At 52.2% G+C, this 23,562-nt stretch carries 18 protein-coding genes; 5 read left to right on the forward strand and 13 right to left on the reverse strand.

Translation table 11 applies throughout. The features are described 5' to 3' along the window. Positions 1 to 12: 12 nt before the first annotated feature. Complete coding sequence (locus ACJJIJ_RS18160; protein WP_444938075.1) at positions 13 to 858, reverse strand: LysR family transcriptional regulator; 846 nt, start codon at positions 856 to 858, stop codon at positions 13 to 15. A 96-nt stretch (positions 859 to 954) separates the two neighbouring features. Between ACJJIJ_RS18160 and ACJJIJ_RS18165 the strand changes: the two genes are divergently transcribed. Further along, positions 955 to 1,461 (forward strand): SRPBCC family protein, encoded by a 507-nt coding sequence (locus ACJJIJ_RS18165; protein ID WP_444938076.1) that lies wholly within the window; start codon positions 955 to 957, stop codon positions 1,459 to 1,461. 242 nt (positions 1,462 to 1,703) lie between these two features. On the opposite strand, the gene ACJJIJ_RS18170 is transcribed toward ACJJIJ_RS18165, so the two are convergent. After that, complete coding sequence (locus tag ACJJIJ_RS18170) at positions 1,704 to 2,384, reverse strand: phosphoadenosine phosphosulfate reductase domain-containing protein (RefSeq protein WP_444938077.1); 681 nt, start codon at positions 2,382 to 2,384, stop codon at positions 1,704 to 1,706. Between the two features lie 137 nt (positions 2,385 to 2,521). Beyond that, positions 2,522 to 2,956 carry a GNAT family N-acetyltransferase gene (locus ACJJIJ_RS18175; protein WP_444938078.1) on the reverse strand — a complete coding sequence of 145 codons (435 nt, stop codon included), beginning with the start codon at positions 2,954 to 2,956 and terminating at the stop codon, positions 2,522 to 2,524. A 238-nt stretch (positions 2,957 to 3,194) separates the two neighbouring features. On the opposite strand from ACJJIJ_RS18175, the gene ACJJIJ_RS18180 reads away from it, so the two are divergent. Then, positions 3,195 to 5,363, forward strand: coding sequence for a TonB-dependent receptor family protein (locus ACJJIJ_RS18180; protein WP_444938079.1), 2,169 nt, complete (start codon positions 3,195 to 3,197; stop codon positions 5,361 to 5,363). Positions 5,364 to 5,439: 76 nt separating this feature from the next. Here the strand turns inward: ACJJIJ_RS18180 and ACJJIJ_RS18185 are convergent, their stop codons facing one another. After that, on the reverse strand, positions 5,440 to 6,627 hold the full coding sequence (locus ACJJIJ_RS18185) for a class I SAM-dependent rRNA methyltransferase (RefSeq protein ID WP_444938080.1): 1,188 nt from the start codon (positions 6,625 to 6,627) through the stop codon (positions 5,440 to 5,442). A 379-nt stretch (positions 6,628 to 7,006) separates the two neighbouring features. Here ACJJIJ_RS18185 and ACJJIJ_RS18190 point away from each other — a divergent pair, with 379 nt between their 5' ends. Both ACJJIJ_RS18190 and ACJJIJ_RS18195 read left to right on the forward strand, forming a co-directional pair. Then, on the forward strand, positions 7,007 to 7,993 hold the full coding sequence (locus tag ACJJIJ_RS18190) for a GlxA family transcriptional regulator (protein ID WP_444883263.1): 987 nt from the start codon (positions 7,007 to 7,009) through the stop codon (positions 7,991 to 7,993). Positions 7,994 to 8,322: 329 nt separating this feature from the next. After that, the gene (locus ACJJIJ_RS18195; protein WP_444938081.1) at positions 8,323 to 9,597 is read left to right on the forward strand and encodes a serine hydrolase domain-containing protein; all 1,275 of its coding nucleotides are present in this window, start codon (positions 8,323 to 8,325) and stop codon (positions 9,595 to 9,597) included. Positions 9,598 to 9,676: 79 nt separating this feature from the next. On the opposite strand, the gene ACJJIJ_RS18200 is transcribed toward ACJJIJ_RS18195, so the two are convergent. The 4 genes from ACJJIJ_RS18200 to glyQ form a co-directional block, all read right to left on the reverse strand. Next, positions 9,677 to 12,658 carry a S8 family serine peptidase gene (locus ACJJIJ_RS18200; protein WP_444938082.1) on the reverse strand — a complete coding sequence of 994 codons (2,982 nt, stop codon included), beginning with the start codon at positions 12,656 to 12,658 and terminating at the stop codon, positions 9,677 to 9,679. A gap of 352 nt (positions 12,659 to 13,010) precedes the next feature. Then, a complete protein-coding gene (gene gmhB / locus ACJJIJ_RS18205) occupies positions 13,011 to 13,562 on the reverse strand; it encodes a D-glycero-beta-D-manno-heptose 1,7-bisphosphate 7-phosphatase (protein ID WP_252083974.1) in 552 nt (183 codons plus the stop codon). Positions 13,563 to 13,616: 54 nt separating this feature from the next. Beyond that, entirely contained in the window at positions 13,617 to 15,698 is a 2,082-nt protein-coding gene (gene glyS, locus ACJJIJ_RS18210) for a glycine--tRNA ligase subunit beta (RefSeq protein ID WP_444938083.1), read from the reverse strand. Next, positions 15,698 to 16,654, reverse strand: coding sequence for a glycine--tRNA ligase subunit alpha (gene glyQ / locus ACJJIJ_RS18215; RefSeq protein ID WP_444883267.1), 957 nt, complete (start codon positions 16,652 to 16,654; stop codon positions 15,698 to 15,700). Before glyQ ends, glyS begins: the two co-directional genes overlap by 1 nt. A gap of 157 nt (positions 16,655 to 16,811) precedes the next feature. On the opposite strand from glyQ, the gene ACJJIJ_RS18220 reads away from it, so the two are divergent. Further along, a complete protein-coding gene (locus ACJJIJ_RS18220; protein ID WP_444938084.1) occupies positions 16,812 to 17,699 on the forward strand; it encodes a lysophospholipid acyltransferase family protein in 888 nt (295 codons plus the stop codon). Positions 17,700 to 17,741: 42 nt separating this feature from the next. Here the strand turns inward: ACJJIJ_RS18220 and ACJJIJ_RS18225 are convergent, their stop codons facing one another. From ACJJIJ_RS18225 to ACJJIJ_RS18245, 5 genes are all read right to left on the reverse strand, one after another. Beyond that, the gene (locus ACJJIJ_RS18225; protein WP_444887627.1) at positions 17,742 to 18,929 is read right to left on the reverse strand and encodes an ABC transporter permease; all 1,188 of its coding nucleotides are present in this window, start codon (positions 18,927 to 18,929) and stop codon (positions 17,742 to 17,744) included. A 67-nt stretch (positions 18,930 to 18,996) separates the two neighbouring features. Further along, positions 18,997 to 20,157, reverse strand: a complete 1,161-nt coding sequence (locus ACJJIJ_RS18230) for an ABC transporter permease (protein ID WP_444888978.1) — start codon at positions 20,155 to 20,157, stop codon at positions 18,997 to 18,999. Further along, positions 20,154 to 20,849, reverse strand: coding sequence for an ABC transporter ATP-binding protein (locus ACJJIJ_RS18235; RefSeq protein ID WP_444883271.1), 696 nt, complete (start codon positions 20,847 to 20,849; stop codon positions 20,154 to 20,156). Before ACJJIJ_RS18235 ends, ACJJIJ_RS18230 begins: the two co-directional genes overlap by 4 nt. Before the next feature lie 47 nt (positions 20,850 to 20,896). After that, positions 20,897 to 21,931 (reverse strand): efflux RND transporter periplasmic adaptor subunit, encoded by a 1,035-nt coding sequence (locus tag ACJJIJ_RS18240; protein ID WP_444938085.1) that lies wholly within the window; start codon positions 21,929 to 21,931, stop codon positions 20,897 to 20,899. Positions 21,932 to 22,028: 97 nt separating this feature from the next. Next, positions 22,029 to 23,480, reverse strand: a complete 1,452-nt coding sequence (locus tag ACJJIJ_RS18245) for a TrkH family potassium uptake protein (protein WP_252083982.1) — start codon at positions 23,478 to 23,480, stop codon at positions 22,029 to 22,031. Between the last annotated feature and the right edge of the window lie 82 nt (positions 23,481 to 23,562).

The raw sequence follows: 23,562 nt of genomic DNA on the forward strand, positions 1-23,562 counted from the left end.
GCCTGAATAGACTCACAACAAACTCTCGAAAGACTTTAAAGCGCAGCACATTGCGGTGTTCCGGTGTAGAGACCAGCCACAGATCGTGCAGGCTGGAGGGTTCCCGCCGGGTAAGCGAATAACGCCATTAACCCCATCGGCGAGAAAGCAGGGAAGCCTGGCCAAGCCCAGTCCACTTCTCACAGCTTCTAGCTGTATCAGGCCATGGCTGATCTGATGTTGATAGGGCAAATCCGGATAAGGGGTGTTTTGGGCCCAGTTCACCCTGCCATCCTCATTACTCCAGCCGAGCCAGCGGCCGTGCTCTGGTAGTGATTCTGCAATATAGGCTGGCGAGCCGTAACAGCAGCTAGGTAGGTTGGTAAGCTTACGGGCAATAAACCTTTCGGGTACCTCTGCACCTTTGGGCAGGATTCTCAAAGCCACATCCGCCTCGTGTTTCTCGAGGCTGAGCACCTGGCTGGTCACTAGGAGCTGAACGTTTATCTGTGGGTAGGCGTTGGTGAACTCATTGAGGTGCGGAATCACAAGATGGGAGGCCACGACATCAGGCATGGTAACGCGTATTTCACCAGAGAGCCGATGGCTACCACCCTGCAAGTGCTTCTGTGCCGCGTCGAGGTACTGCTCTGCGGATTTGGCATAACCGAGCATGGCTTCTCCATCTTCGGTTAGTTGATAACCTTTGGAGTTACGGTAAAACAGTCTGGCTTGAAGCCTCTCTTCAAGAGCGTCAATACGGCGGGATACAGTGGAGTGGCTCACTCCAAGGTCTTCAGCAACGCTGCGGGCACTATGACTCCTGGCAACCGCAATAAAGAACTGAATATCAGTCCATTCAATGGATCCTTTATGCAACACAGTGTCCTATTTTGTTATATTCCGTTGCAAATAGTGTCCAGCTAATCTGTCTCCCGTCAATATTTATTGCACCGAACATCCTGGGAGAATCCAATGAAAATCGTTCAAGTTAAGAGAGAAGTTGCCATAGACCGCCCGATTGAGGAGGTCTGGAAAGTGCTTGCTGTGGATTTTGATACCGCTTACCAATGGATGACGCTGATACCGCATTCCTTTGCCAAAGAGGGTACACCGGTTGGCAATGCCAGTGTAAAAGGGCGTGTCTGTGTACTGACAAATAAAGGCCCCAATGGTCTTGTCGCCGATGAAACCATCACAAGATTTGATGATAAAAAGCATGAGCTGGATGTGTCTGTAGAAACCAAGAACACACCGCCAGGATTTCCGGTGAAGAAAAGTTTATCGCAGTTTAAATTAGAGGCTTTATCCGAAAATGGGACAAGGGTGAGCTTCACTGCGAACATGGAGCTGGGTGCCATTGGTGTCGTACTGAGCCCGGTAGTGAAAAAAATGACGGGCACACAGTTTGGTAAAATGTTGGAAGACCTAAAAAATCATTTGGAAAAAGGCCGGCATCTTACCGGTGAGGCCGCTGCTTAGTTGGCTGAATATTAAGAATATAGTTTTATAAGCCCTTCTGTTTCTGCTATCAGCAAGCAGAAGGGAATGGGAAAAAAGCAAAGAAAAAAAATATTTTTTGCAGAGAAATCTGACAAAAGCCAAAATTATGAATTACTAGATCTGCATAAATAAGAACTATTTGATCGCGGAAGAAAAACTAAGGGAAAAAGAAAGTTTTTAGAAAAAAGGCGGAGAAAAAATTCCCCCGCCGATCTATGAATTTATTTCTCCAGTAATAACCCGCACTCGCGATGTTCTTCACCCTTGGTCGGATCGAAATACACATCATTGTCCGGCAGTTCGTTTTCGTAAACGTACTCTTCTACATCAATCTCTTTCAAATGAAACATTGGCGCTACGCGAATGGTGCCGTGATTCCCCTGGGTAAAAACATCCAGGTTTTTACGGTGTGCATTCTGATCGTGACGAATGCCGTTTAACCACACATCCGGTTTCAATTCCTGCATAGCGCGGTTAAACGGCTCGAGCTTGACCGTACGCGAAAAGAAGTCGTGCTCGGGAGTATCCAGGGCTGGAATACCACCGTATACAGCGTTGTAGTGTGCCGCGGACATCTTTGGAGAGTAGGTACGCAGATTGAGGCCCAGCTGTTTTACCACATTTTCAATATGGCGATAGGTCTCAGGAGTGTTGTAACCGTGATCCACCCAGATCACCGGAATATCCGGCTTGGCTCTGCTCACAAGATGCAGAAAGGCCACAGCAAGGGGGCGGAAGTTGGTAAAGACTACCGGGTTCTGGGCCTTTTCCATGGTGAATTTCATGATTTCGCTGGGTTTAGCCTCAGCAAAAGTCTGATTCAATACTGCCAGGTTGGCATTGTGATGAAAGAAGCGGCCTCTCGAAGGCTGCAGGGCATTACTGGAAGCGTTGTGTCCCATAAAAATCAGCGCATTGGAAAACTAGAATGGAAGTCATGCTACCCGGATAGCTTGTCGCGTAGAAACAATAAAAAGGAGTGAATCAATAAGCTTCGGTTATAAGTAATGGGTTGAACCTCGGATTTTAGGTTATGAATTCAGGGACGAGGACCTCCACAGGACATAAAAATCTGATGCTGGCCATATTCGGCATTGTATCCACGCTGTGTTTCTACAAACCCATGTTTTTGCAGGAAATAACGCGTGCGCAGGTTTTCACGAAATACTTGAGCCTGGAGTTGTTTACATCCCCTGGCAACAGCCTGAAGTAAGGTGGCGCCAATACCACAGCCGGTGAACAGTGGGCTAACACAGAGGTGGGCGATGTTATCCCTGTCCACCAGGGTAATAAAAGCCTCTGCAACGGCGCTGTGGCGGCCGGTAAAGACCAGGCATTGGTTGGATCGGCGGCAGTCTCTACGAAATTCACTACGGCGCTGCAACCAGAACTGACGGGGAAGCGAAGGGTGTGAATTTGTTACAGCGTGTAGCCAGAGCTGTTCCAGCCTATCCAACTCTTTGAGTTCTGCCATTCGTATCATGGGCATTCCCAAAGTGGATACATGGGTCCAATGCTAGTCAGCTCAAAGAGTAGATCCTAGGAAACATCCAGTTGTTAGGATAGAAACTAAAAACAAAGAGGTTTTTTCCTCGTAAAGGCGCCAAAAAACAAAAAAATGTTCTGTCATATCCCACCCCTCTAAGTGGTAAAATACAATCATTCTTATTAACAAAAACAATTACAAATTACTTAGATTCATTGGAGGGTTCATGAAGAGATTTTTCCTGTCGCCAATGGCTATCGCTCTGGCGGCTGCTGCCGCAGCTCCCAGCCTCGCTGAGGAACGTTTGGAGAGCATATCCGTTATTGGTAGCTCCGATTCCATCTCCAAGCTGCCGGGCTCCGCGCACCTGGTGGATGCCGAAGAGCTGGCAGAATTCGAGTTTGTGGATATCAACCGCATGATGCGATCGGTTCCGGGGGTCTACATCCTTGAGGAGGATGGCTACGGCCTGCGCCCGAATATTGGTATTCGCGGTGCCAAGGGTGGGCGCTCCGCCAAAATTTCCTTGATGGAAGATGGAGTCCTGGTGGCTCCGGCCCCTTACTCGGCACCGGAAGCGTATTACTTCCCGAGTGCCGGCCGCATGGATGCCATTGAAGTAGTGAAGGGCCCCGCTGCGTTGCAATACGGCCCATTCACCGTGGGTGGTGCGGTAAATATGTTGAGTACCCCTATTCCCACTTCCAGCCAGGGGATGGTGCAGCTGGAAGCCGGTGAATACGGTGAGACCCGTGTGCACGCACACTATGGCACCAGCACAGAAAATACCGGCTGGCTACTGGAGACCCAGCAACAGTATGCCGACGGTTTCCGCGAAATTGATCGATCTGGCAGTGCAGATATCGCCAAAGAAGACTATCTGCTGAAAGGTCGCCTGCAATCCAATGCAGATGCGACCTACCGCCAGCAGTTGGATATCAAGCTGCAGTACTCCGAAGAGGAGTCTGGCATGAGTTATCTGGGCCTAACGGATGCCGACTTTAAGAAAGATCCGAACCGTCGATACGGTATCAGCGCCCTGGATGAAATGCAGAATCGCCACAGCACTATCCAGCTGAACCACAGTATCGAACTGAGTGACAGCTTTAGCCTGCATACCCAGGCTTACTACAACAAGTTTAAGCGCGACTGGTTTAAAGTCAGCGAGGGTGACTTGATAGATGCTGTTAATACCGGCGGCAGTGTTGATGGAGTTCTAGACCCACAGGCGGTATTGGATGGCACCGAGGATTACACCTTCGGTGTTAAGCACAACAACCGTGAGTACGAGGCCAAGGGCCTGCAGATCAGTGCCGATTGGCGCTTTAGCACTGGCACCGTCGCTCATGAATTAGCCTTCGGTATACGTCAACATCAGGATGAAGTCGACAGATATCAGCCCGTAGAAGTTTTTAATCAGACCGATGGCCAGCTGGTATACGAACGTGTTGAGCTGCCAAGTTCAAGCAATAACCGTGTTGAAGAAGCTGAGGCAACTTCGTTCTTTATCTACGACGATATCCAGCTGAACGATAAGCTGACTCTCACTGCTGTTCTTCGCTACGAGGATATAGAGACCGAGCAGCAGCGTTATAACGACGCAGAGCGTACCGAGAAGGGCAGTTATCGCTCCAATCAAGTGGATGAATGGCTGCCAGGTTTGGGACTTGTTTACCAGGCAAGCGAACAGTGGAGCTTGCTGGCAGGTGTGCACCGTGGCTTCGCCCCTCCCGGCGCAGGTGCAGCCGATGGCCAGGGGCCGGAGTTATCCACAAACTATGAATGGGGCGCTCGCTTCGATAACGGCAGGCTGAATGCTGAATTGATCGCCTTCTACAGTGACTATGAAAATGCTGTGCAAAACTGCTCGGTGGCGGTGAAATGCCCCAATGGTGCCGAGAGTGGAACCTACCAGTTGGGTGAAGCAGAAATCAAAGGACTGGAAGCTACGTTTGGAAGTGAGTGGGTGCTCACAAATGGTTGGATACTACCGGTGCGGGCAACCTATACCTTTACTGATGCAGAAATCAGTGAAGATAGTGACGGCAATGACCTGCTTGCCGGCGATAATCTCGAATATCTGCCTGAAAATGTGTTTGCCGTATCTGCCGGCCTCGATAGCGGTGCAGCCTGGCGTTTAAACCTGACCGCGGCTTACCAGGACGAGATGTGTGTGAATACCGGTTGTAACCGGGGGAATACCGATAAATTCGATTACACAGAGTCTCTGTGGGTTGTGGATGCCGCTGCGCACTACGATTTCAGCGCAGACCTGACCGGTTACCTGAAAGTGGATAACCTGTTTGATGAGCAGGTGATTATCAGCCGCAGTCCCGATGGTGCCCGCGCCAACCGGCCGCGCACCGCCACACTGGGTATGAAATACGTTTTCTAATCCCACAGAGTGACAGAGCGCTCAATTTGAAACCCCGGCTTTCGCCGGGGTTTCATTTATAGCGAATAAGTGCACGCTACCAGCGGCTGCCGCCCAAATGGGCAAAGTGGGCCTTGAGGTAGTTGGTCTCAGGAATTGCCGGATGTATTGGATGGTCTGCGCCCTGGCCACCGCTGGCGAGTATTGAAGCTCTACGGCCCAATCGGTGCGCCGCACCGCGTACACAATCGAGCAGTTCCTCCGATTGTAGATGCATAGAGCAGGAAGCACTTACTAACAAGCCGTCCTCCGACAATAAACGCATAGCCAGTTCGTTTATGTGGTGGTAAGCGGCAAGGCCGGCCTTGTGATCTTTGCGTCTTTTAATAAACGCGGGGGGGTCGAGCACTATGACATCAAACTTCTCGCCCTCGGCCACCATGGCCTTCAGAACCTCTAGCGCCTTACCTTGCACCGTATCCAGTCTGTCGGCAAAACCGTTGTGCTGTGCATTCAATTGACACCAGTCCAGGGCCTGTTGCGAGGCATCTACACAAACCGCGTGACTGGCGTCGTTGGCCAGAGCCTGGATTCCCCAACCGCCCGCATAGGAGAAGAGGTCCAACACACGCTTCCCTCGTACCCAGCGGTTTAACAGGCGGCGGTTTTCGCGGTGATCGTAGAACCAACCGGTTTTTTGCCCCTGGTGAACTGGCGCCAAAAGCGGAACGCCATTTTCCTCAAAGGGCACTAGTTCTGGCACTTCTCCGTAAGCAATCTGGTTAATGAGGGGCATATCCTCAACTGCACGGCCCTGGTGATCATTGCGCAGTAAAATTCCTGTAGGTTGAGTCAGCTCGTTTAACTTATCCACAACCACCTGTTGGTAGCGATCCATACCCCAGTTGCTGACCTGTACGACTAGATGATCGTTAAAGCGATCAACGACCAGCCCCGGTAGGGCATCGGAATCTCCGTAAACCATACGGTAGCTGGGGTGGTCGAAGTAGCGTTGCCGCTGTAGCAATGCGGTTTGTAAGCGCTCACCAATGTCGTCTTCGGAAAAATTGTCCTTGCGGCTCAATAGGCGGGCGCAGATTAATTGACTGGGGTTGACCCAGGCTGTGCCCAGAAGTTTACCCTGACTATCCAGAACCTGGCACTGGCTCCCCGCTTCCAAGCCTTTCAGCGGGGAGCGCTTGGTGTCCACCTCATTACTATATATCCACAGGTGGCCGCGCTTTAAACGGCGCTCTGCGCCGCGATTCAATATTAATTCCGCCAATTGGGGTCTCCGTAAGCTGGGGTGATTCGCGGAGGCAATTGTGCTTGGCTCGGGGGATAGGTCAAGGATTTCGAGTATTTGTGGATAAACAGGATTGATGTGCAGTGATCAAAGAGCAAAGTACGAGTAAAAGTATGAATAACTAGCTACTGGGTCATTTTGTGGATAACCCACAGGAATTCAGATATCCAGTAAGCAGAGTAGCTTACTAAGGATGTGAGCACTTACAAACATAATGTATTCTCGACAATAAATGTAGTCACAACCTCTGCAGAAGGAGGGGTATTTAGCAGAAATGGTTGGTAAAGTGCGAATTAATCGGCAGAATTTACCGCCAAGATAAAATTGTGCCTTGTTGGCGTTGTGGAAAACTCTATCAATGAAATTGACTCAGGACCAGTCTATTCAAATTGCCATGTTTATCTATCCGGGCGCTTCCAGCTTGGATGTGACTGGGCCACTGGAGGTTTTTGCTCTGGCCAATCATCTCCTCCGTGAGGAGGGGCGTTACCCTTCTGACTTTTACAAAATCCAGTTATTGGCTGAAGAATCCGGGCTGGTACAGATGGGCACGGGTGTAAAGCTGTATGCGGATTGTGGATATCGTGAGGTGAAAGATATCCACACCTTGTTGATGAGTGGTGGGCCGCCTGGAAGTTATAAAGCCCTCTATTCCCAAACAGACATTCTCGACTGGCTGTGTGAACAAAAACAGGTGGTTAAGCGGATGGGCTCAATATGTAATGGTGCTTTAATTTTGGCTAAGGCTGGGGTACTGGCTGGTCATAAAGCAACTACCCATTGGGCAAATGTGGATGAGCTACGGCAGTTTGCCGATATTGAAGTAGACCCTGATGCGATTTATGTATGTGATGATCATATTTATACCTCGGCCGGTATTACTGCGGGTATTGATCTCGCTCTGGCGTTAGTCGAGGAAGATCATGGGCGTAGTTTGGCACTGGCAATCGCCAAACTAATGGTCCTCTATCTGAAGCGGGATGGCGGCCAGCGGCAATACAGCAGCCACTTGATGAATCAGCAACAGAGTGATCGCTTTGCCAGGCTTGTGGAGTGGATTTACCAAAATTTAAATCAGTCTCTCACAGTAGAAAAATTGGCACAGGAATCTGCTATGAGTCCCCGTAATTTTTCTCGCTGCTTTCTCAAGGAGCTGGGAGTGACCCCAGCGCGCTTTGTCGAAAATATCCGTGTGGAAAAAGCCTGCCAATTATTGTCTGAACAAAACCTGTCGCAAGAAAAAATAGCCTGCCTCTGTGGCTTTCAATCCCAGGAGCAATTGAGACGCACGTTTCGAAGACATAAAGGCATACTTCCCAGTGAGTTTCGTCGGCGTTTTCATTAAATAAAACTACAAGGGCAAACTCATAATCCATCGAGAAATAATATTTTTTTGGGTTCGGCTGTGTTCAATTGAGAATTAAATGAATTATTGGCCTTTTGATAATTTTTTAATTCTCCTGAATGACTGCTTTTTCAACTAAAAAAGATGAATAGTTACAGTATGGGAAAAACACTTTCTTAGATTGCTCCCCAATTAAAATGTCAGAATTCGTCGTAAGTGTGTCTCTTGTTCCAATAGCTGCAATGTAATAATTCTAGGTTCAAAATTTTTGGGTACGTGTTAACCGTTAGATCTCACAGATATGGCTTAGGGGCTAATAGATAGATCAGATGAAAAATAAAAAGTTTGTGCTGGGTATCTTTGCCCTGCTGTCTTGTATTGGCTATTTGCTCTGGCCGGTTTATCAATTTTATGCCTGGTCTCTGGATTCGTTACCACTTAGTCCATTTGGTTGGCAGGCGTTAGCCACCGAGACACCATCGACACAAAAGCTATACCAAAAAGAGCTGCAACCGGCAGCAGATCAATCACTTAAAGCCATTGAAACGCATCGCCAGGAGATTGGTTCTCCAGCAATCTCTGCGGCAGTTTCGGCTTGTGGCAAGCTTGTCTGGGCTGGCGCATCTGGATGGGCAGACCTGGAAAACAAAATACCTGTTACCACTGAAACACGTTTTCGTATTGGTAGTACTTCCAAGGCTCTGACTGGAACAGCTCTCGCGCGTTTGGTACAGAAGGGGAGTATTGATCTTGATAAATCAATAACTCACTATTTGGAAGCATTACCCAATCAAGAGTGGGCAGAGATCACCCCACGCCAGCTGGCCTCTCATATGTCGGGTTTACCACATTATAAGAAGAATTCTGATTGGCTTGGCTTGTATAAAACACTGGCACTGGACCGTCATTACGACAGTATGTATCAGGCTCTGGAAATTTTTGACAGTAGTGAATTGTTGTTCCAGCCAGGCTCAAATTTTTATTACAGCACCTTGGGAACCGTTCTTCTAGGGGCGGTTGTGGCTGGTGCAGAGCAAAAAAGTTATTTGGACGTGATGGAAGACGAGGTCTTTATTCCTGCCGGAATGAAAAATACTGAGGTCTCTCCATTAAATGGCAATATGGAAAGAAATATTGCCCGTTTCTATAAGAGTAATGGGTTAAGCGGCGACGAACTTCGCCTACGTGAATGGCGACCGGTGGATTTAAGTCATCGTCTACCAGGTGGTGGTTTTATTTCCACACCTACGGATCTGGTAAAGCTGGGTGCACACTATCTCGACAACAATTTTTTAGCTGCTGAAACCCGAGAAGCTTTTTGGACACCGCAAAAGCTTGCCAATGGAGAAGTGAACGAGCAGCACTATGCGTTGGGTTGGCGGTACCGTGAACAAGAAATCCCGTCTTTGGGAATTGTGCGCCATGCTAATCATGGTGGTGTCAGCCGCGGCAGTCAAAGCTGGTTGATGATTATGCCGGATCACAACTTGTCAGTGGCAGTAAATATCAATCGTAAAACAAAAGCTTTTTGGGATTTTGGTCGTATCTCAATGGATATTGCTGAAGCTTTTATTCGGCAACAGGGTAAATTACGTTGTAAATAAAAAAACCGGCCAAGACCAATAGCTCGGCCGGTTTCTAAAAATACCCCCCTCTCTGTCAATCATTGGAGGGAATGGCTTTCTATTGGGTATTCACCATAACCTCGGTTTCGGCAAATACCGTCTCACCGTTACCGTGGCTGAGAATTCCCAAGGCTCGGGTACCTGGGGAGAGATCCTGCCACTCCAGATTGATAGTGCCACTACTATTTATTTGTGCCTTCGGCGGAGCTGTGAGCTGGGTATTGCCGTTGTCTCCACTCAGGTTAAAGTTAAATAGGGTAAATGGCGTAGGGCCCTCCGCAGAGGCGTAGTCCACTACGAATACCGCATACTGACCTGCGGTGGGATTGACCAAATCGACAGATTCAGCGGAAGTCGGTGAGCCACTGGTGCCCACCTCTGGGAAATCGGGGCCGGGGCCGTAGACTTGTAAATCCAAGTCGTCGCTGCCACTACCATCGCCCACATCCGCATCAAATAAGGCTACGCGGGCAAGCTTTGTACCCTCCGGAATATCGAAGAAAATCAGCTGGTTTTCTCCATCCTCAACGCTACCAGGGAAAGGTACGCCTTCCGCCAAGCCGTTGATATCCACTTGATAGTTGCCGTTATAACCAAATTGTACGGGCAGGTTTACTGCACCATCGCTGCCATCGACACTGATCTTCTGAGTTGTGGATAGTGGAACCGGGCGTACAGCGATAGGACTGCGTACTTCCTGGCGTAAACCAACAGATTTCCAGCTTAATTCGCCAAATACCCACTCGTTCATGGCCGCTTCTTCGGTAACCGTAAAGGTAACTTCAAACTCGGCGCTATCTCCCTCTCTAAGGCGTAGGGTTTTAGGGTTAACACTGACCTCGACACCTGCGGGTGCCTCTACAGAAGCCCAATACCATCTCTGGCCGCGGCCGACGCTGGTGACACGGCGCTTGATGGTTTGTGTGCCAACCAATTCACCGATGCCGATTGATGGCAGGTTGAGATCGCTGGAATCCATAGAATAGCCAGCGGAAACCAGTCCCTCACAGGTACTGGCCTCGATAATCTGCGGCTGATTTTCTGCGCCACAGAGGAAGGCTAGATAGTCGTTGAAACCGGCATCGTAGACTAGACCGGGGTCGAAAGCCGCGGCGGGCACTATAGCGCCAGCACCAATATCGAAGGGATCAGCGGCTTCGGGTCCGAAGGACTTTTGAAGGTTGGTGCGCGCTGTACTCATCAGTGCGGATTTGGCCATGGCCGGGCTCCAGTCCGGATGAGCCTGTTTTAACAGGGCCATAATACCGGCGACATGGGGGCTGGCCATGGAGGTGCCATTTTTGGCGGCGAATAGGTTGCCGCCACTCAGTACCGGTGAAGTACCGGCGAGAATGCCTACGCCCGGTGCTGCCACATCCGGCTTGATAATATCCGTCGCACCCACGTTGTGGCCGCGGGAAGAGAAGCTGGCGATGCGGTCTTCGCGGGAAATCTTCAGCTCAGGATCCAGGGTGCCCGTGACCCCCGAATTCTCAACCAGCATGGCGCCATCCGCATGGCGAATCATCACACCTGGGATCGTAGTATCCGGTGCCGACATAACGATCGGATCCATACGGTCTACAGCACTGCCGTCGTTATAGACAACAATGGCCACTGCGCCGGCGTCTGCAGCATTGTTGTATTTAGTACTGAAGGAGCATCCCCCACGCTTCACCAGCGCGATTTTGCCTTCAATGGCCTCGGAGTTGGTGAGTGCGGAGCAGGCCTCCAGAGGGGCACCCACAACAACAGGTGCCGATAGTAGACCTACATCTTCCATAGTGATCGGGCCGTTGCCTTCACGGGCATCGTAGGTGCCCACAACCGCTTCAGGGGCATCCACCTGCAGGGCCGTGCCAAAGCTCTGGTCGTCTTCGGCGGCCGCCACTGCGGTAATCCAGGGGACACCGGAAGGCGTGCCCATTGTTTGTGGGCCTGGGCCATTATTGCCGGCAGAAGTGGCAACAAAAACGCCCGCATCGGCGGCAAACAGGAAGGCGATCTCATCGGCACCGGTGAAAACGGTACTGGAGCCACCCACTGAGAAGTTGATGACATCCACACCGTCGGCCACGGCTTCGTCAATAGCAGCCATGGAGTCTGCCGAGGAGCAGCCACTATCGTCCGGGTCTGGGGCATCCCAGCACACCTTATAGGCCGCGATACGGGCACGCGGCGCCATACCGGTCAGGGTTTTCCCATCTGGGGTCACTACACCGTAGTTCCCTGCGGCAGTGGTGGCGGTGTGGGTGCCGTGTCCGTCCGCATCCCGTGCAGAGAGAAACTCGTAATCCGCCAGAGTCTTGTTGGAGAGGAAGGCGTCTGAAAAAGACTTGGCCTTGATCAGTTTGTTATTGCAGGTAAAGGCGGCGTCACCGGGGTTAAAGTCTGTGTTACCAAACTCACAGCCCTCACCGATAAAGGATTCAGGCACCGGACCATAGGAAATATTGACGCCACGATTACCCTGCCGTGGCGTTGGAACATCCATCAGGCTCGGGTGTTCTGGATGAATACCCGAGTCGATTACACCCACGACCACATCCTCACCGGTGATTCCCCAGAGCCAGGGACTGGGTGTATTTGTCAGGCCGAGGAAGTCTGCAGTGGAATCGGTATGCATTTTCAGCAGGCGATCTTCCCAGACGCCTTTCACATCTTTATGGCTACGCAGTGCTTCGGCATCCTTTTCACTCATAACTGCGGCAAAGCCGTTAAAGGCCGCCTTGTATTCATGCACTTTGCGTGCGCCGGGCACCGCGGAAAGCACCTGTTGACGACGTGTTTTGAGAAAATCGGAGTAGTGGCGATAGCTACTACTGCGCGGGTCAGCCTTGCGACGTACATTGGACTTAGCGCTGGAGAGGCCCGCGACTGTGCCGCTGTAGGTGGAGAGTGGCTCGCCATCGAGCTGTACGATATAGACCTTTTTATTCTTTTGGATTTCGGGGGTGAGTGTGTCTGCTACTGAGGCTGCGAAACTACTGCCAGAGCACAGCAGGCCCGCAATAAGCGAGGAAATTATTTTTCTTTTCATTGAGTTGTCCCATTTTTTATTTTAACAGGCGGGTAGAGGTGGGAGAGAAAGTGCGCTGTTTATCCAATGTCACTGACACCCAACAAGCCATCCTTGGTCTGGCAGAGCGCGCTTTCACTGGGATAAAGCCACCCGACCTGTGACTCGCTTTTAAAGTAATGTGTCGCAGGACTCAATAAACTGGCGTCATAGTCATTGTTTTGTACTATTTTTGCTAACTGGCGAGAAAGAAAAAAACGTAAGTCACAAATGCGAGGTGGCGCAGTAGTGGAGAGGGTTTCTGATGACGCTTTTCTGCGAGATTGGAAAAGCTCATTAAATTTAGAGGGCTGTAAAAGAGAGATCAGTGGGCTCAGGGGCCCACTAGAAACAGGCTGAAACTGGCTAAGTCGGCAAACACAGCGGTTTCCGCCAGACGCGGATCGGGGCTCTCTACTAGCTGTTGCAGGGTTTCTGCGCCTGCACCGGTTTTTAGTAGTACCGGCTTACACCCCTTGACCAGGGCCAGCTGTAAATCGGCCAGTTTATCACCGAGCAGATAGCAGCCATGCAAGCTGGTGTCGAATTCCGCTTCGATGGCATCCAGCAGGCCCGCCTGGGGCTTGCGGCAACGGCAGTTGTCTTCGGGCCCATGGGGGCAGTAGAAAATCGCGGCAATTTCACCGCCTGCATCCTCTACCTGGGAACGCATCTTGGCGTGTATCGCCTCCAAGTCATCCAAGTCAAACTGGCCCAGGGCCAGGCCGCTCTGGTTGGTGGCAATCACCAGTTGGTGGCCAGCCTGACTGAGCGCAGCCAGTGCTTCAATGCTGCCGGGCAGGGGCTGCCATTCGTCTGCGGATTTTACGAATTGGTTGGGGTTTTGATTAATGACCCCATCGCGGCCAAGAAGAATTATTGCCATGTCGATTCGCCTGTTTCGTTGAGGCGGGGCGCAGAGCCCCGCTTCAAGTCGCTATTACTTGGCTGGAACCAACAGGGAGATGTCGGCAACTTCGAGGAACAGTGCACGCAGCTGGGCCAGTAGGGCCAGGCGGTTGTTGCGCAGTTGCTCGTCGTCACTCATTACCATCACATGGTCGAAGAAGTTGTCCACGGTTTCACGCAGGCCCGCCAGGCCGGCGAGTCCTTCGGCGAAAAGCGCATCGCTATACAGCGGTTCAACTTCTGTGCGGGCAACCTGTACTGCGGCGAACAGGGCTTTCTCCGCTTCCTCCTGCAATAGTGCTTCATCGACACTGCTGGGCACTGTGCCATCCAGCTTGGCAAGGATATTGGAAACGCGTTTGTTCGCGGCGGCCAGGGCGCCGGACTCCGGTAGTTGGCTGAAGGCGTTAACCGCGTGCACACGGTTGTCGATATCCAGCGGGCGCGACAGCTTGCGCGCGGCAACGGACATAAATACTTCGGTGGCGATACCCTGATCCTCGTAGCGGGCGCGGAAGCGCTCCAGGACATACTGCAAAGTCTGCTCTACCACTTTGTCGTATTCACCCAGAGCAGTGCGCGGGTAGTTGTCGCGGGCCAATTCCAGCAATTCGCGCAGGTCCAGATCGAGGCGCTTTTCGACGAGGATGCGGATGATGCCCAGGCTGGCGCGGCGCAGGGCGAAGGGGTCGCGGGAGCCGCTGGGGGGTTGGCCTATGCCGAAGATGCCGACCAAAGTATCCAGGCGATCTGCCAGGGCAATTACAGTGCCGGTGTCGCTGGCGGGCAGCTCGTCACCGGCAAACTTGGGCATATACTGCTCGTACATGGCCTTGGCCACATCCAACGGCTCGCCGTCGTTTTCGGCGTAGTAGTAGCCGGCGATGCCCTGCATGTCGGCAAACTCGAACACCATCTCGGTAACCAGGTCCGATTTACACAGGCGGCCGGCGCGCTCGGCCCAGTCGCCGTTGCTTCCGGTTTTCTCAGCGATGGTGCGGGCCAGGGCAGCTACCCGTTCAGTCTTGTCGTAGACGCTCCCCAGGTGCTGCTGGAATACGATTTGGCGCAGTTTCTCACGGCGTGACTCCAGGCTGGTCTTCTTGTCGGTCTCAAAGAAGAAGGCAGCATCCGCCAGGCGCGGCCGGATTACGCGCTCATTGCCGTGGATAACCTGGGCGGCATCCTGGCTCTCGATATTGGACACGGTGATAAAGAACGGCAGCAATTGGCCATCTTCATCGACTACATGGAAATACTTCTGGTGCTCCTTCATGGAGGAGATCAGGGCTTCAGCGGGCACTTCCAGGAAGCGCTCTTCAAAGCGGCCGGTAAGGGCGACAGGCCACTCCACCAGCGCAGTGACTTCGTCGAGCAGGTCGTCGTCGATGACCGCTTCTCCATTGACGTTATTGGCTTCGGCAATAACTTGAGCGCGAATGGCTTCGCGGCGCTCGGCGAAATCTGCCATTACGTAGCCGGGTTCGCGCAGAACCTGTGCATAGTCGTGGGCGGAGTGGATCTCCAGTTCGCGATTGCAGTGGAAGCGATGACCACGGCTGGTTTTTCCGGCTTTCAAGCCGAGTACTTCACCATCTACGACCTTGTTGCCAAATAGCATGACGAGCCAGTGCACCGGGCGCACGAACTCTTCGCGGCGCGCACCCCAGCGCATGCGCTTGGGAATAGGAAGCTGAGCCAATGCCTTCTCGACAATGCCCGCTAACAGGGTTTCGGTTTCAGCGCCTTTTTGCTCGCTGATAAAGGCCAGGCGCTCGCCTTTGTCGGTCAATTTGCGTCCCAGCTCTTCAACGGTTACGCCGTTGCTGCGGGCGAAACCTTCTGCGGCCTTGCTGGGCTTGCCTTCTTTATCGAAGGCGGCTTTGACGGCCGGGCCCAGCTTTTCAATTTGTTTGTCTTGCTGCTTATCCGCCAAACCGAATACCGCTACGGCCAGGCGGCGGGGGGCTGCGTAGGCTTTCACTTCGCCAAAAGACAACTCGGCGCCTTTGAGGCCTTGGGTAATACCATCGGCGAAAGCGCTCATCAATTTGTGTAACGCCTTGGGTGGCAGCTCTTCGGTGCCCAGTTCTACCAGAAAATCCTGAGCCATTACTGCTTCTCCTCTTGCTCGATGTCTTCCGCCAAAATATCTGCTCGCAGTGCTTCATCTGCCATGGGGAAGCCTAAGGCGCGGCGCGCATCGTAGTAAGCCTGTGCCACAGCGCGGGCCAGGGTGCGTACGCGCAGGATATAGCGCTGGCGCTCGGTCACTGAGATGGCGTGGCGCGCATCCAGCAGATTGAAGGCGTGGGAGGCCTTCATAACTTGCTCGTAAGCGGGGAGCGGCAGGCCCAGCTCAATCAGGCGTGTGCTCTCGCGCTCGCAGTGATCGAAGGTGGCGAACAGGAACTCCACATCGGCGTGTTCAAAGTTGTAGTGGGACATTTCCACTTCGTTCTGATGGAAAACGTCGCCGTAAGTGACGGGGCTGCCGTCCGGGTTGCGGGTCCACACTAAATCGTAGATAGATTCGACCCCCTGCAGGTACATGGCGATACGCTCGAGACCGTAGGTGATCTCGCCGGTAACCGGGTAGCACTCGAGGCCGCCCACCTGCTGGAAGTAGGTAAACTGGGTGACTTCCATACCGTTCAGCCAAACTTCCCAGCCGAGGCCCCAGGCGCCCAGAGTTGGGGATTCCCAGTTATCTTCCACAAAGCGGATATCGTGGATAGCCGGGTCTACGCCCATAGCGCGTAGGCTGTCGAGGTACAATTCCTGGATATTGTCCGGGGATGGCTTCATCACTACTTGGTATTGGTAGTAGTGCTGAAGGCGGTTGGGGTTCTCGCCGTAGCGGCCATCGGTGGGGCGGCGGCAGGGCTGTACATAAGCCGCGTTCCAGTTTTCCGGGCCTATGGCGCGCAGGAAAGTGGCCGGATGAAAGGTGCCGGCGCCCACTTCCATATCCAGAGGCTGTAGAATGACGCACCCTTGGCGCGCCCAATAATCCTGTAGGGCAAAAATAAGTCCCTGGAAGGTACTGAGATCGTATTGCTTGGACACCGCTATCTCCGGATCAGTATCTGCTGTGGGCAAAGGGACGCAATTATAGCGGCAGCGACTGCTGCGCTTAAAGCGCTATAGCCGCGTCAAGAGGTTTCAATGGCCATACTTGGGCAACACGACCACTTTAAAGTGGTTTTTGTATAGGAAGTAGTGAGTGGATATTAAGGGGCGCCTTGCTGTAGGGGCACTGAAAATCATCGGCAAATTGCCGTTGCACTGGTCGCGGCGATTGGGTTGGTTTGCTGGCAAAATGGTTGTGTGGACTCGTTCCGAAGGCCTGCGCCTGAGCCGCATTAATCTCAAACTCTGCTATCCGGCAATGGACCCCAAACAGCGCGAAAAGCTGGCGAGGGAGAGTGTGATCAACACGGCTATGGCGGGTTTTGAGATGGCGTCACTGTGGAGTACGCCCTGGGCAAAAAATGAAAAGGCCATTGTTCGTGTGCGCAATCAGCAGTTACTCAACGCCGGTGAGACCGATGGGCGCGGCACCATTGTGTTAATGCCACATACTGGCAACTGGGAAATATTCGGCCTGTATGTGGGTACCTTGTCCCCCTGTGCTGTACTTTACCAGCCTCCTAAAATAGAAGCCCTGGACCCGGTGATTCGCAGCGGGCGCGAAGTAACTGGCGGCAAGATGGTGCCCACCAATGTGCACGGTGTACGCGCGCTGCTTAAATCATTGAAAGCGGGAGATTTAGCCCTGATTCTTCCCGACCAGGAACCGGATATGGGCGGTGACTTTGCCCCGTTTTTTGGGCGCCCGGCCCTGACGATGACCCTGGTGCACAATCTGATACAGCGCACCAAGTGCCATGTGGTTTTTGGGTTTGGCAAGCGTGTAGAAGGCGGTTTTGAGCTGGTTTTTGTCCCCGCAGAAAAAGCGATTTACAGCGAAGAGCAAAAAGTATCCCTGGCGGCGATGAACCGCGGTGTGGAGGCCTGCATCGCCCAGGCGCCGGAGCAGTATCAGTGGGAATACAAGCGCTTTCGCAGACAGCCGGAAGGCAAGAGTAAAATTTACCGCAAACAAACATAGGGGCCTGAGCGGCCCCTTTGTCTATCGGCATCTAGGTAAAATTTACGTCGCGTGGCGAAATGCCACAATTACCGGCATACGCGCGGCGCGCCAGGCGGGGAAAAAACCACTGACAAAGCCGATTACCAACGCCAACACGGCGCCCTGCACGAACAGGTCTGGGGACATTTCAAAACTGAACACCACCTGGGTAAAACTGCCGCCCAGGGTTGAGGTATTTAGGCCGTCGAAGAACAAGTAGGCGGCCAATGACCCCAGTAGTCCACCGGCCACCGCCAGTACCATCGCTTCAGCAATCGTGCCGCAGAAAGCGGAAAAATTACTGAAGCCGAGGGCGCGTAGGGTGGCAATTTCCTTGGCACGGTCCGCCACTGAGGTGTACATGGTATTGAGTGCACCGGCCAGGGCACCGAGGGCCATCACCGCACTGATAATCCAGCCAAAGGTGGCGATGTACTGCAGTTGTTTACCCTGACTAGCGAAGTATTCTCGCTCGGTCTGCGCTTCGAGATTAAGGCGCGGTTCCCGCGCAATGGTTTCCTTGACCGATGCCAGGCCGTCGTCATTGTCCAATTGCAAGCGAATGGACTGATAACTGCTGCCACGGTTGTAATGGCTCTGGATTGTTTTGATATCTGCCCACAGCTCACTTTCAAAAATATTGCCCCCTGTGGAAAAAACTCCGACAACTGTCCACAGGTTTTTACCAAAGCGCACTTCCTTGCCAATCTCGAAACCGCTGAATTCCCGCAGGACACCCTCGCCGACAATCATTTCATTGGTTCCGGGAACAAACATACGGCCTTCGGTTAAGTGCATGTTGGTGCGCATGGCCATACCGGTTTGGTTGAGTCCGCGCAGGGGGATATTGGCCTCGGTACCACTGGACTTTTTGATACCATCCACAATGACATAGAGTTCCGGTGAAACCTGTGGGCCGTTGGCGTCCCGGGCGACTCCTGCAGATTCGCTAACCAGGTTGACCTGATCCTGCAGGATCACCGAGTTGAGCTCGGTAGAGGAACCCTCGCGCATCAGAATGGCGATTTGGTTGGAGCCGGCGCCGCGCATAGTTTCTTCGAAGCCTTTGGCCATGGCGAGAAATGCCAACAGTATTGCCACCACCACCGCCGAGGCCAGTACCATCGCCAGTGACATCCACAGGCGCCGGCGCAGGCTGCCCAGGTTCATCAGGGTCACTGAAATAATTTGTGCAATTAGAGAGCCCATTGGCTGTCCTCCGGTCGGGCTTGATCAATCGGGCACCTACAGTTGTTAGGAACTCGATACGATGTATTTAGGGCTGACGATTAAATGCCGAGACAATATTCAATCGCAGCGCGTTAAAAGCCGGTAACAAGCCGGTAATAATTCCCAGCAGCAGCATAAAAAACAGCGCCTGTAGAGCGATATCGCCATCGAGAATCAAGTTGGGCAGGAAACGGGCGAGAAAGGTTTTTATTCCTTCAACTAACAGCCAGGCCGCAGCGAGTCCGGAGAGACCGCCGATAAATGCGACCAACAGGGATTCCGATAGCACCATGCGAAAAATGCGTGCGCTGGAAAAGCCCAGGGTTTTGAGTACAGCAATCTCGCCGGTGCGCTCGCGAATCGCCAAGGCCATGGTATTGCCAACCACAATCAGAATGGTGAAAAACGCGGTGAAAACCACCGAGAAAATAATCAAACCAATATTGCCAATTTGCTCGATAAAAGCTTTATTAAAGGATTTTTCCGTACTGGTATCGGTTTCACTTTGCGAATTGGCAAAACTGTCATCAATGGTTTTGGCTACTTTCTCATTGAGAGAGGGATCGTCAGTAGTGAGTGCCATCCATCCTATCCAGTCATTGCCAAATGTCTGAGTTTCCATGAAGTATTTATAATGGAATAACATTTGGCGAGTATCGTACTGCTCGGTATCCCCTTTAAAAATTCCTGAGACTACAAACTCCCAGGTATAGCCACCATCTTTATGGGTGAATATATTTGAGGAGATAGGGATCCGGTCACCAATTTTCCAGCCATATATTTGCGCGAGTTTCTCACCTATCAGCGCGCCCTGACGATTGTTAAACCAAGCCTGTTTTTGCTCATCCGGAATCACTATTTCTTCGTAAACGCGTAAATAGGATTCGGGGTCCACAGCCAGCGAGACAATTTGCCTACTTTGTTCCTGATAATAACCGCCAAACCAGTTCAGGTGGGTGACATCTTTTACTCCCTCGACCGCAGCGACTTTTTGGAAATAAGAGATGGGTAGCGATTGGGTGAAATTGATTCGGTTAAAAACTACCAGGCGATTATCAGCGGACAACTCCACACTGGAATTGAGTGCAGATTTCAAACTGGTCACTGCGCCAAAAATTAAAAAAGCGATAAAAATTGCAAAGCAGGTGAGAAATAACCGCAGAGGTTTCCTCGTCATGTTTTTATAAATTAAATAGAGATCGTTCATGCCACTATTTCCCTTTGCACAAATTGTCCCTTGTCGAGATGCAGGGTGCGTTTTGCGTATTTGGCTGCGGCCGGGTCGTGGGTAACCATGACGATGGTCTTGCCGTGATCGCGGTTGAGTAGTTGCAGCATCTCCAGGATTTCATCGGCGGTGGCGCGGTCGAGATCACCGGTGGGCTCGTCACACAGAATGAGTTTTGGATCCGAGACAATTGCGCGGGCGATGGCCACCCGCTGTTGCTGGCCGCCGGACATTTCACTGGACATATGTTTGGCGCGATCGCTCAAGCCCACCAAAGCGAGGGCGGTTTCGACATTTTTGCGGCGTTGTGCCTTGGAGAGCTTGGTCAACAGTAGCGGCAGTTCTACATTGCGTTGGGCATTGAGCATTGGCATCAGGTTGTAGAATTGGAAAATAAAACCAATATTCTGCGCGCGCCAACGGGTTAGGGCGCTCTCATTGAGGGAGTCTATACGGGTGCCATCAAACCAAATTTCCCCGCTGGTGGGTTGATCGACACCGCCAAGCATATTTAACAGAGTAGTTTTTCCGGAGCCGGAAGGCCCCATAATGGCGACAAAATCTCCTCGCTCAATACTCATATTGAGATCGTCAAAAATAGAGATTTTCTCTTTACCTTTGATAAAACTCTTGCCGACATTTTTTAACTGAAACAACACATCTTCAGACATCTGTAATTTCCTTTTTTAATGAATAATTAGAGCCGTAGTCTGTGCCGTTAAAGAGCGACTTCCTCCCCGGCCAGGAAGCCGACCTTCACCCCCATATCCGGTAGGATACGGGCGTCTTTTTGATCGATACCGATACGCACACGCACCGTAGCTTTGGCGCGATCGGCGGTTGGAATAATTGCCACCACCGTGGCGGGAATATCCCACTCCGGGTAGGCGTCAAGATTCGCGTTTACCCTTTGACCCGTGGAGACCCGGCCGATAAATGCCTCATTGACATCCACTTCAATTTCCAGGGAGTTCATATCCACAATGGTACAGATACCGGTGCGGGTGAAACCGCCTCCGGCGGAGCTGGGTGCGACAATTTCTCCGGGCTGAGCATTTTTTTGTGTAACGATTCCCGCAAAGGGCGCGCGTATCGTGTGATCCTCCAAGCGCTCCCGCTGTCGCTCGGCTTCCAGTTTAGCCACCTCAATATTTGCCCGGGCGCTGTTTAAATCGGCTCTCAAGCCTTCAACAGTGGCCTCACTCTGGGTGAGTTGTGCTTTGCTGGAGTAGTTTTTTTCACGCAAGCCAGCGAAACGCCGGTACTGACGCTCTGCTTCTTTTAGCTTGGCGAGAATACTGGCTTCCTGGGCTTGCAGTACCTGAATCTGCGCACGGGCAAATGCCAGGCTGACGCGCGCTTTGACGTCGTCGAGGCGGGCTAGCACTTGACCTTCCTGTACCTGCATACCCTCCTCGACATCCACGCTGCTGATCAGTCCCATCACCTCTGCTGACACCGTAGCCATGCGTCGGGCGGTGATATATCCGGAGGCATTCAACACCGTCTCCAGGTGTGCGCTGGAGGGGGCAGATGGCGTAGTGTGTGTGTTGGCGGGAGTTGGGATTGTGTTAGGGCTTGCGGGTGGGTCTTCGGCCAAGAGGGAGGCGCCAAAAAAACCAACTAGCAGGCCGGCGACTGCACCGGAGGAAGCCGCCAGTAGGGTTTTTCGGGGCGATGACGGTAAATCATTGGGAGCCGTATCCCGGTCAATTTTCAACTGACCGAGCAGCTCACTGGTGTTTCTGCTCATACAGCCATGTTCTTATTGATTACTTCCTGTAAAGAACAACTGTGGCAGAAACTAAAAAATATTGCTATTCGATCTGACTTGCGGCGTTGGCGCCAAATTAGTGGCGCCAAAAGGCGGGAGTTAAGAGCACCAGCAGGGTGAAAATTTCCAGGCGTCCCATCAGCATGGCGAGGATCAGAAACCACTTGGCCACCTCATTGACTGAACCGTAGTGAGATGCTGCCTCACCCAGAGCCGGGCCGATATTGCTCAGGCAGGAGGCCACCGTTGTCACAGAGGTGACGAAATCTTCGCCGGTGGCAATCACAATAATCGAGAGAATAAAAAACGACAGCACATAGACGGCAAAAAAGCCCCACACAGCATCGGTTACCCGATCGGGTACGATCTTGCGGTTGATCTTAATGGGTATCACCGCATTGGAGTGCACCAGTCGATTTAATTCGCGCATACCGGATTTCATAATCAACATGCCGCGTACCGCTTTGATACCACCAGAGGTAGAGCCGGCACAGGCGCCGAGAATACCCAGAAGAAGCAATGCGTAGGGAAGGAATACCGGCCAGGCGGAAAAGTTTTCAGAGGCAAAGCCGGCAGTGGTACTGATAGAAACCACCTGGAAGAAACCGTGTAGCAGGCTGTTGCCTGGTGAGAAGATATTCAGAATCCACAGATAACAGCTGATCAACAGGCCGGCCCCCAAAATCAGCATTACGTAGAAACGAAATTCGGAATCGCGCCAGTAGTGTTTGAGGGTTTTATTGCGGAAGGCATAAAAATGCAGGCCAAAGTTAATCGCCGCGGTGAACATGAAAATAATGCAGATCACCATAATGGCCCGGTTGTGAGCGTAGAAGCCCATACTGGCATCGTGGGTGGAAAAGCCGCCGTTAGCCACGGTGGAGAAAGCGTGTCCCACGGCATCGAACACGGTCATGCCCGCCCACCAGTAACCGATGCCGCACAGAATGGTCAGGATTACATAAATTACGATCAGTGCCCGCGCCGTCTCGGCGATGCGCGGTGTCAGCTTGGTATCTTTCACTGGGCCGGGTATTTCCGCCTTGTACAGCTGCATACCACCGATGCCGAGCATGGGCAGGATTGCCAGTGCAATAACAATTACGCCGATACCACCAAACCACTGCAGCTGCTGGCGGTAGTAGAGGATGGCTGGAGGCAGGGAGTCCAGGCCGGTAATTACGGTGGCGCCAGTGGTGGTGAGCCCGGAAATCGATTCAAAAATAGAATCGGTAATACTCAGGTCCGGCTGCGGACTAATAATAAACGGCAGGGAGCCGAAGCTGCCGAGGATTAGCCAGAATAGCGAAGTCACCACAAAGCCGTCGCGGGTGCGCAGATCCTGGCGCAGGTCGTGCACCGGCAGCCACATAAACAAGCCGGTCACCAGAGTGATCACAAAGGCAATAACGAAGGCGTTGTGGGTATGGTCCTCATACCACAGGGACACGGCGATCGGTGGCAGCAGTGTCAGGCTGAACACAGTGAGGAGAATTCCGAAAACTCGCGCAATTACCGCAATTCGCATTGGCGCCTGTCAGCCTGTTATCTGTTGTTACTTTATATATATGGACGGCGGAGTTTGTAATCGCCGGACTATTCAATAAAAA

This window comes from Microbulbifer mixtoriginis (SeqCode), from assembly GCF_052467945.1.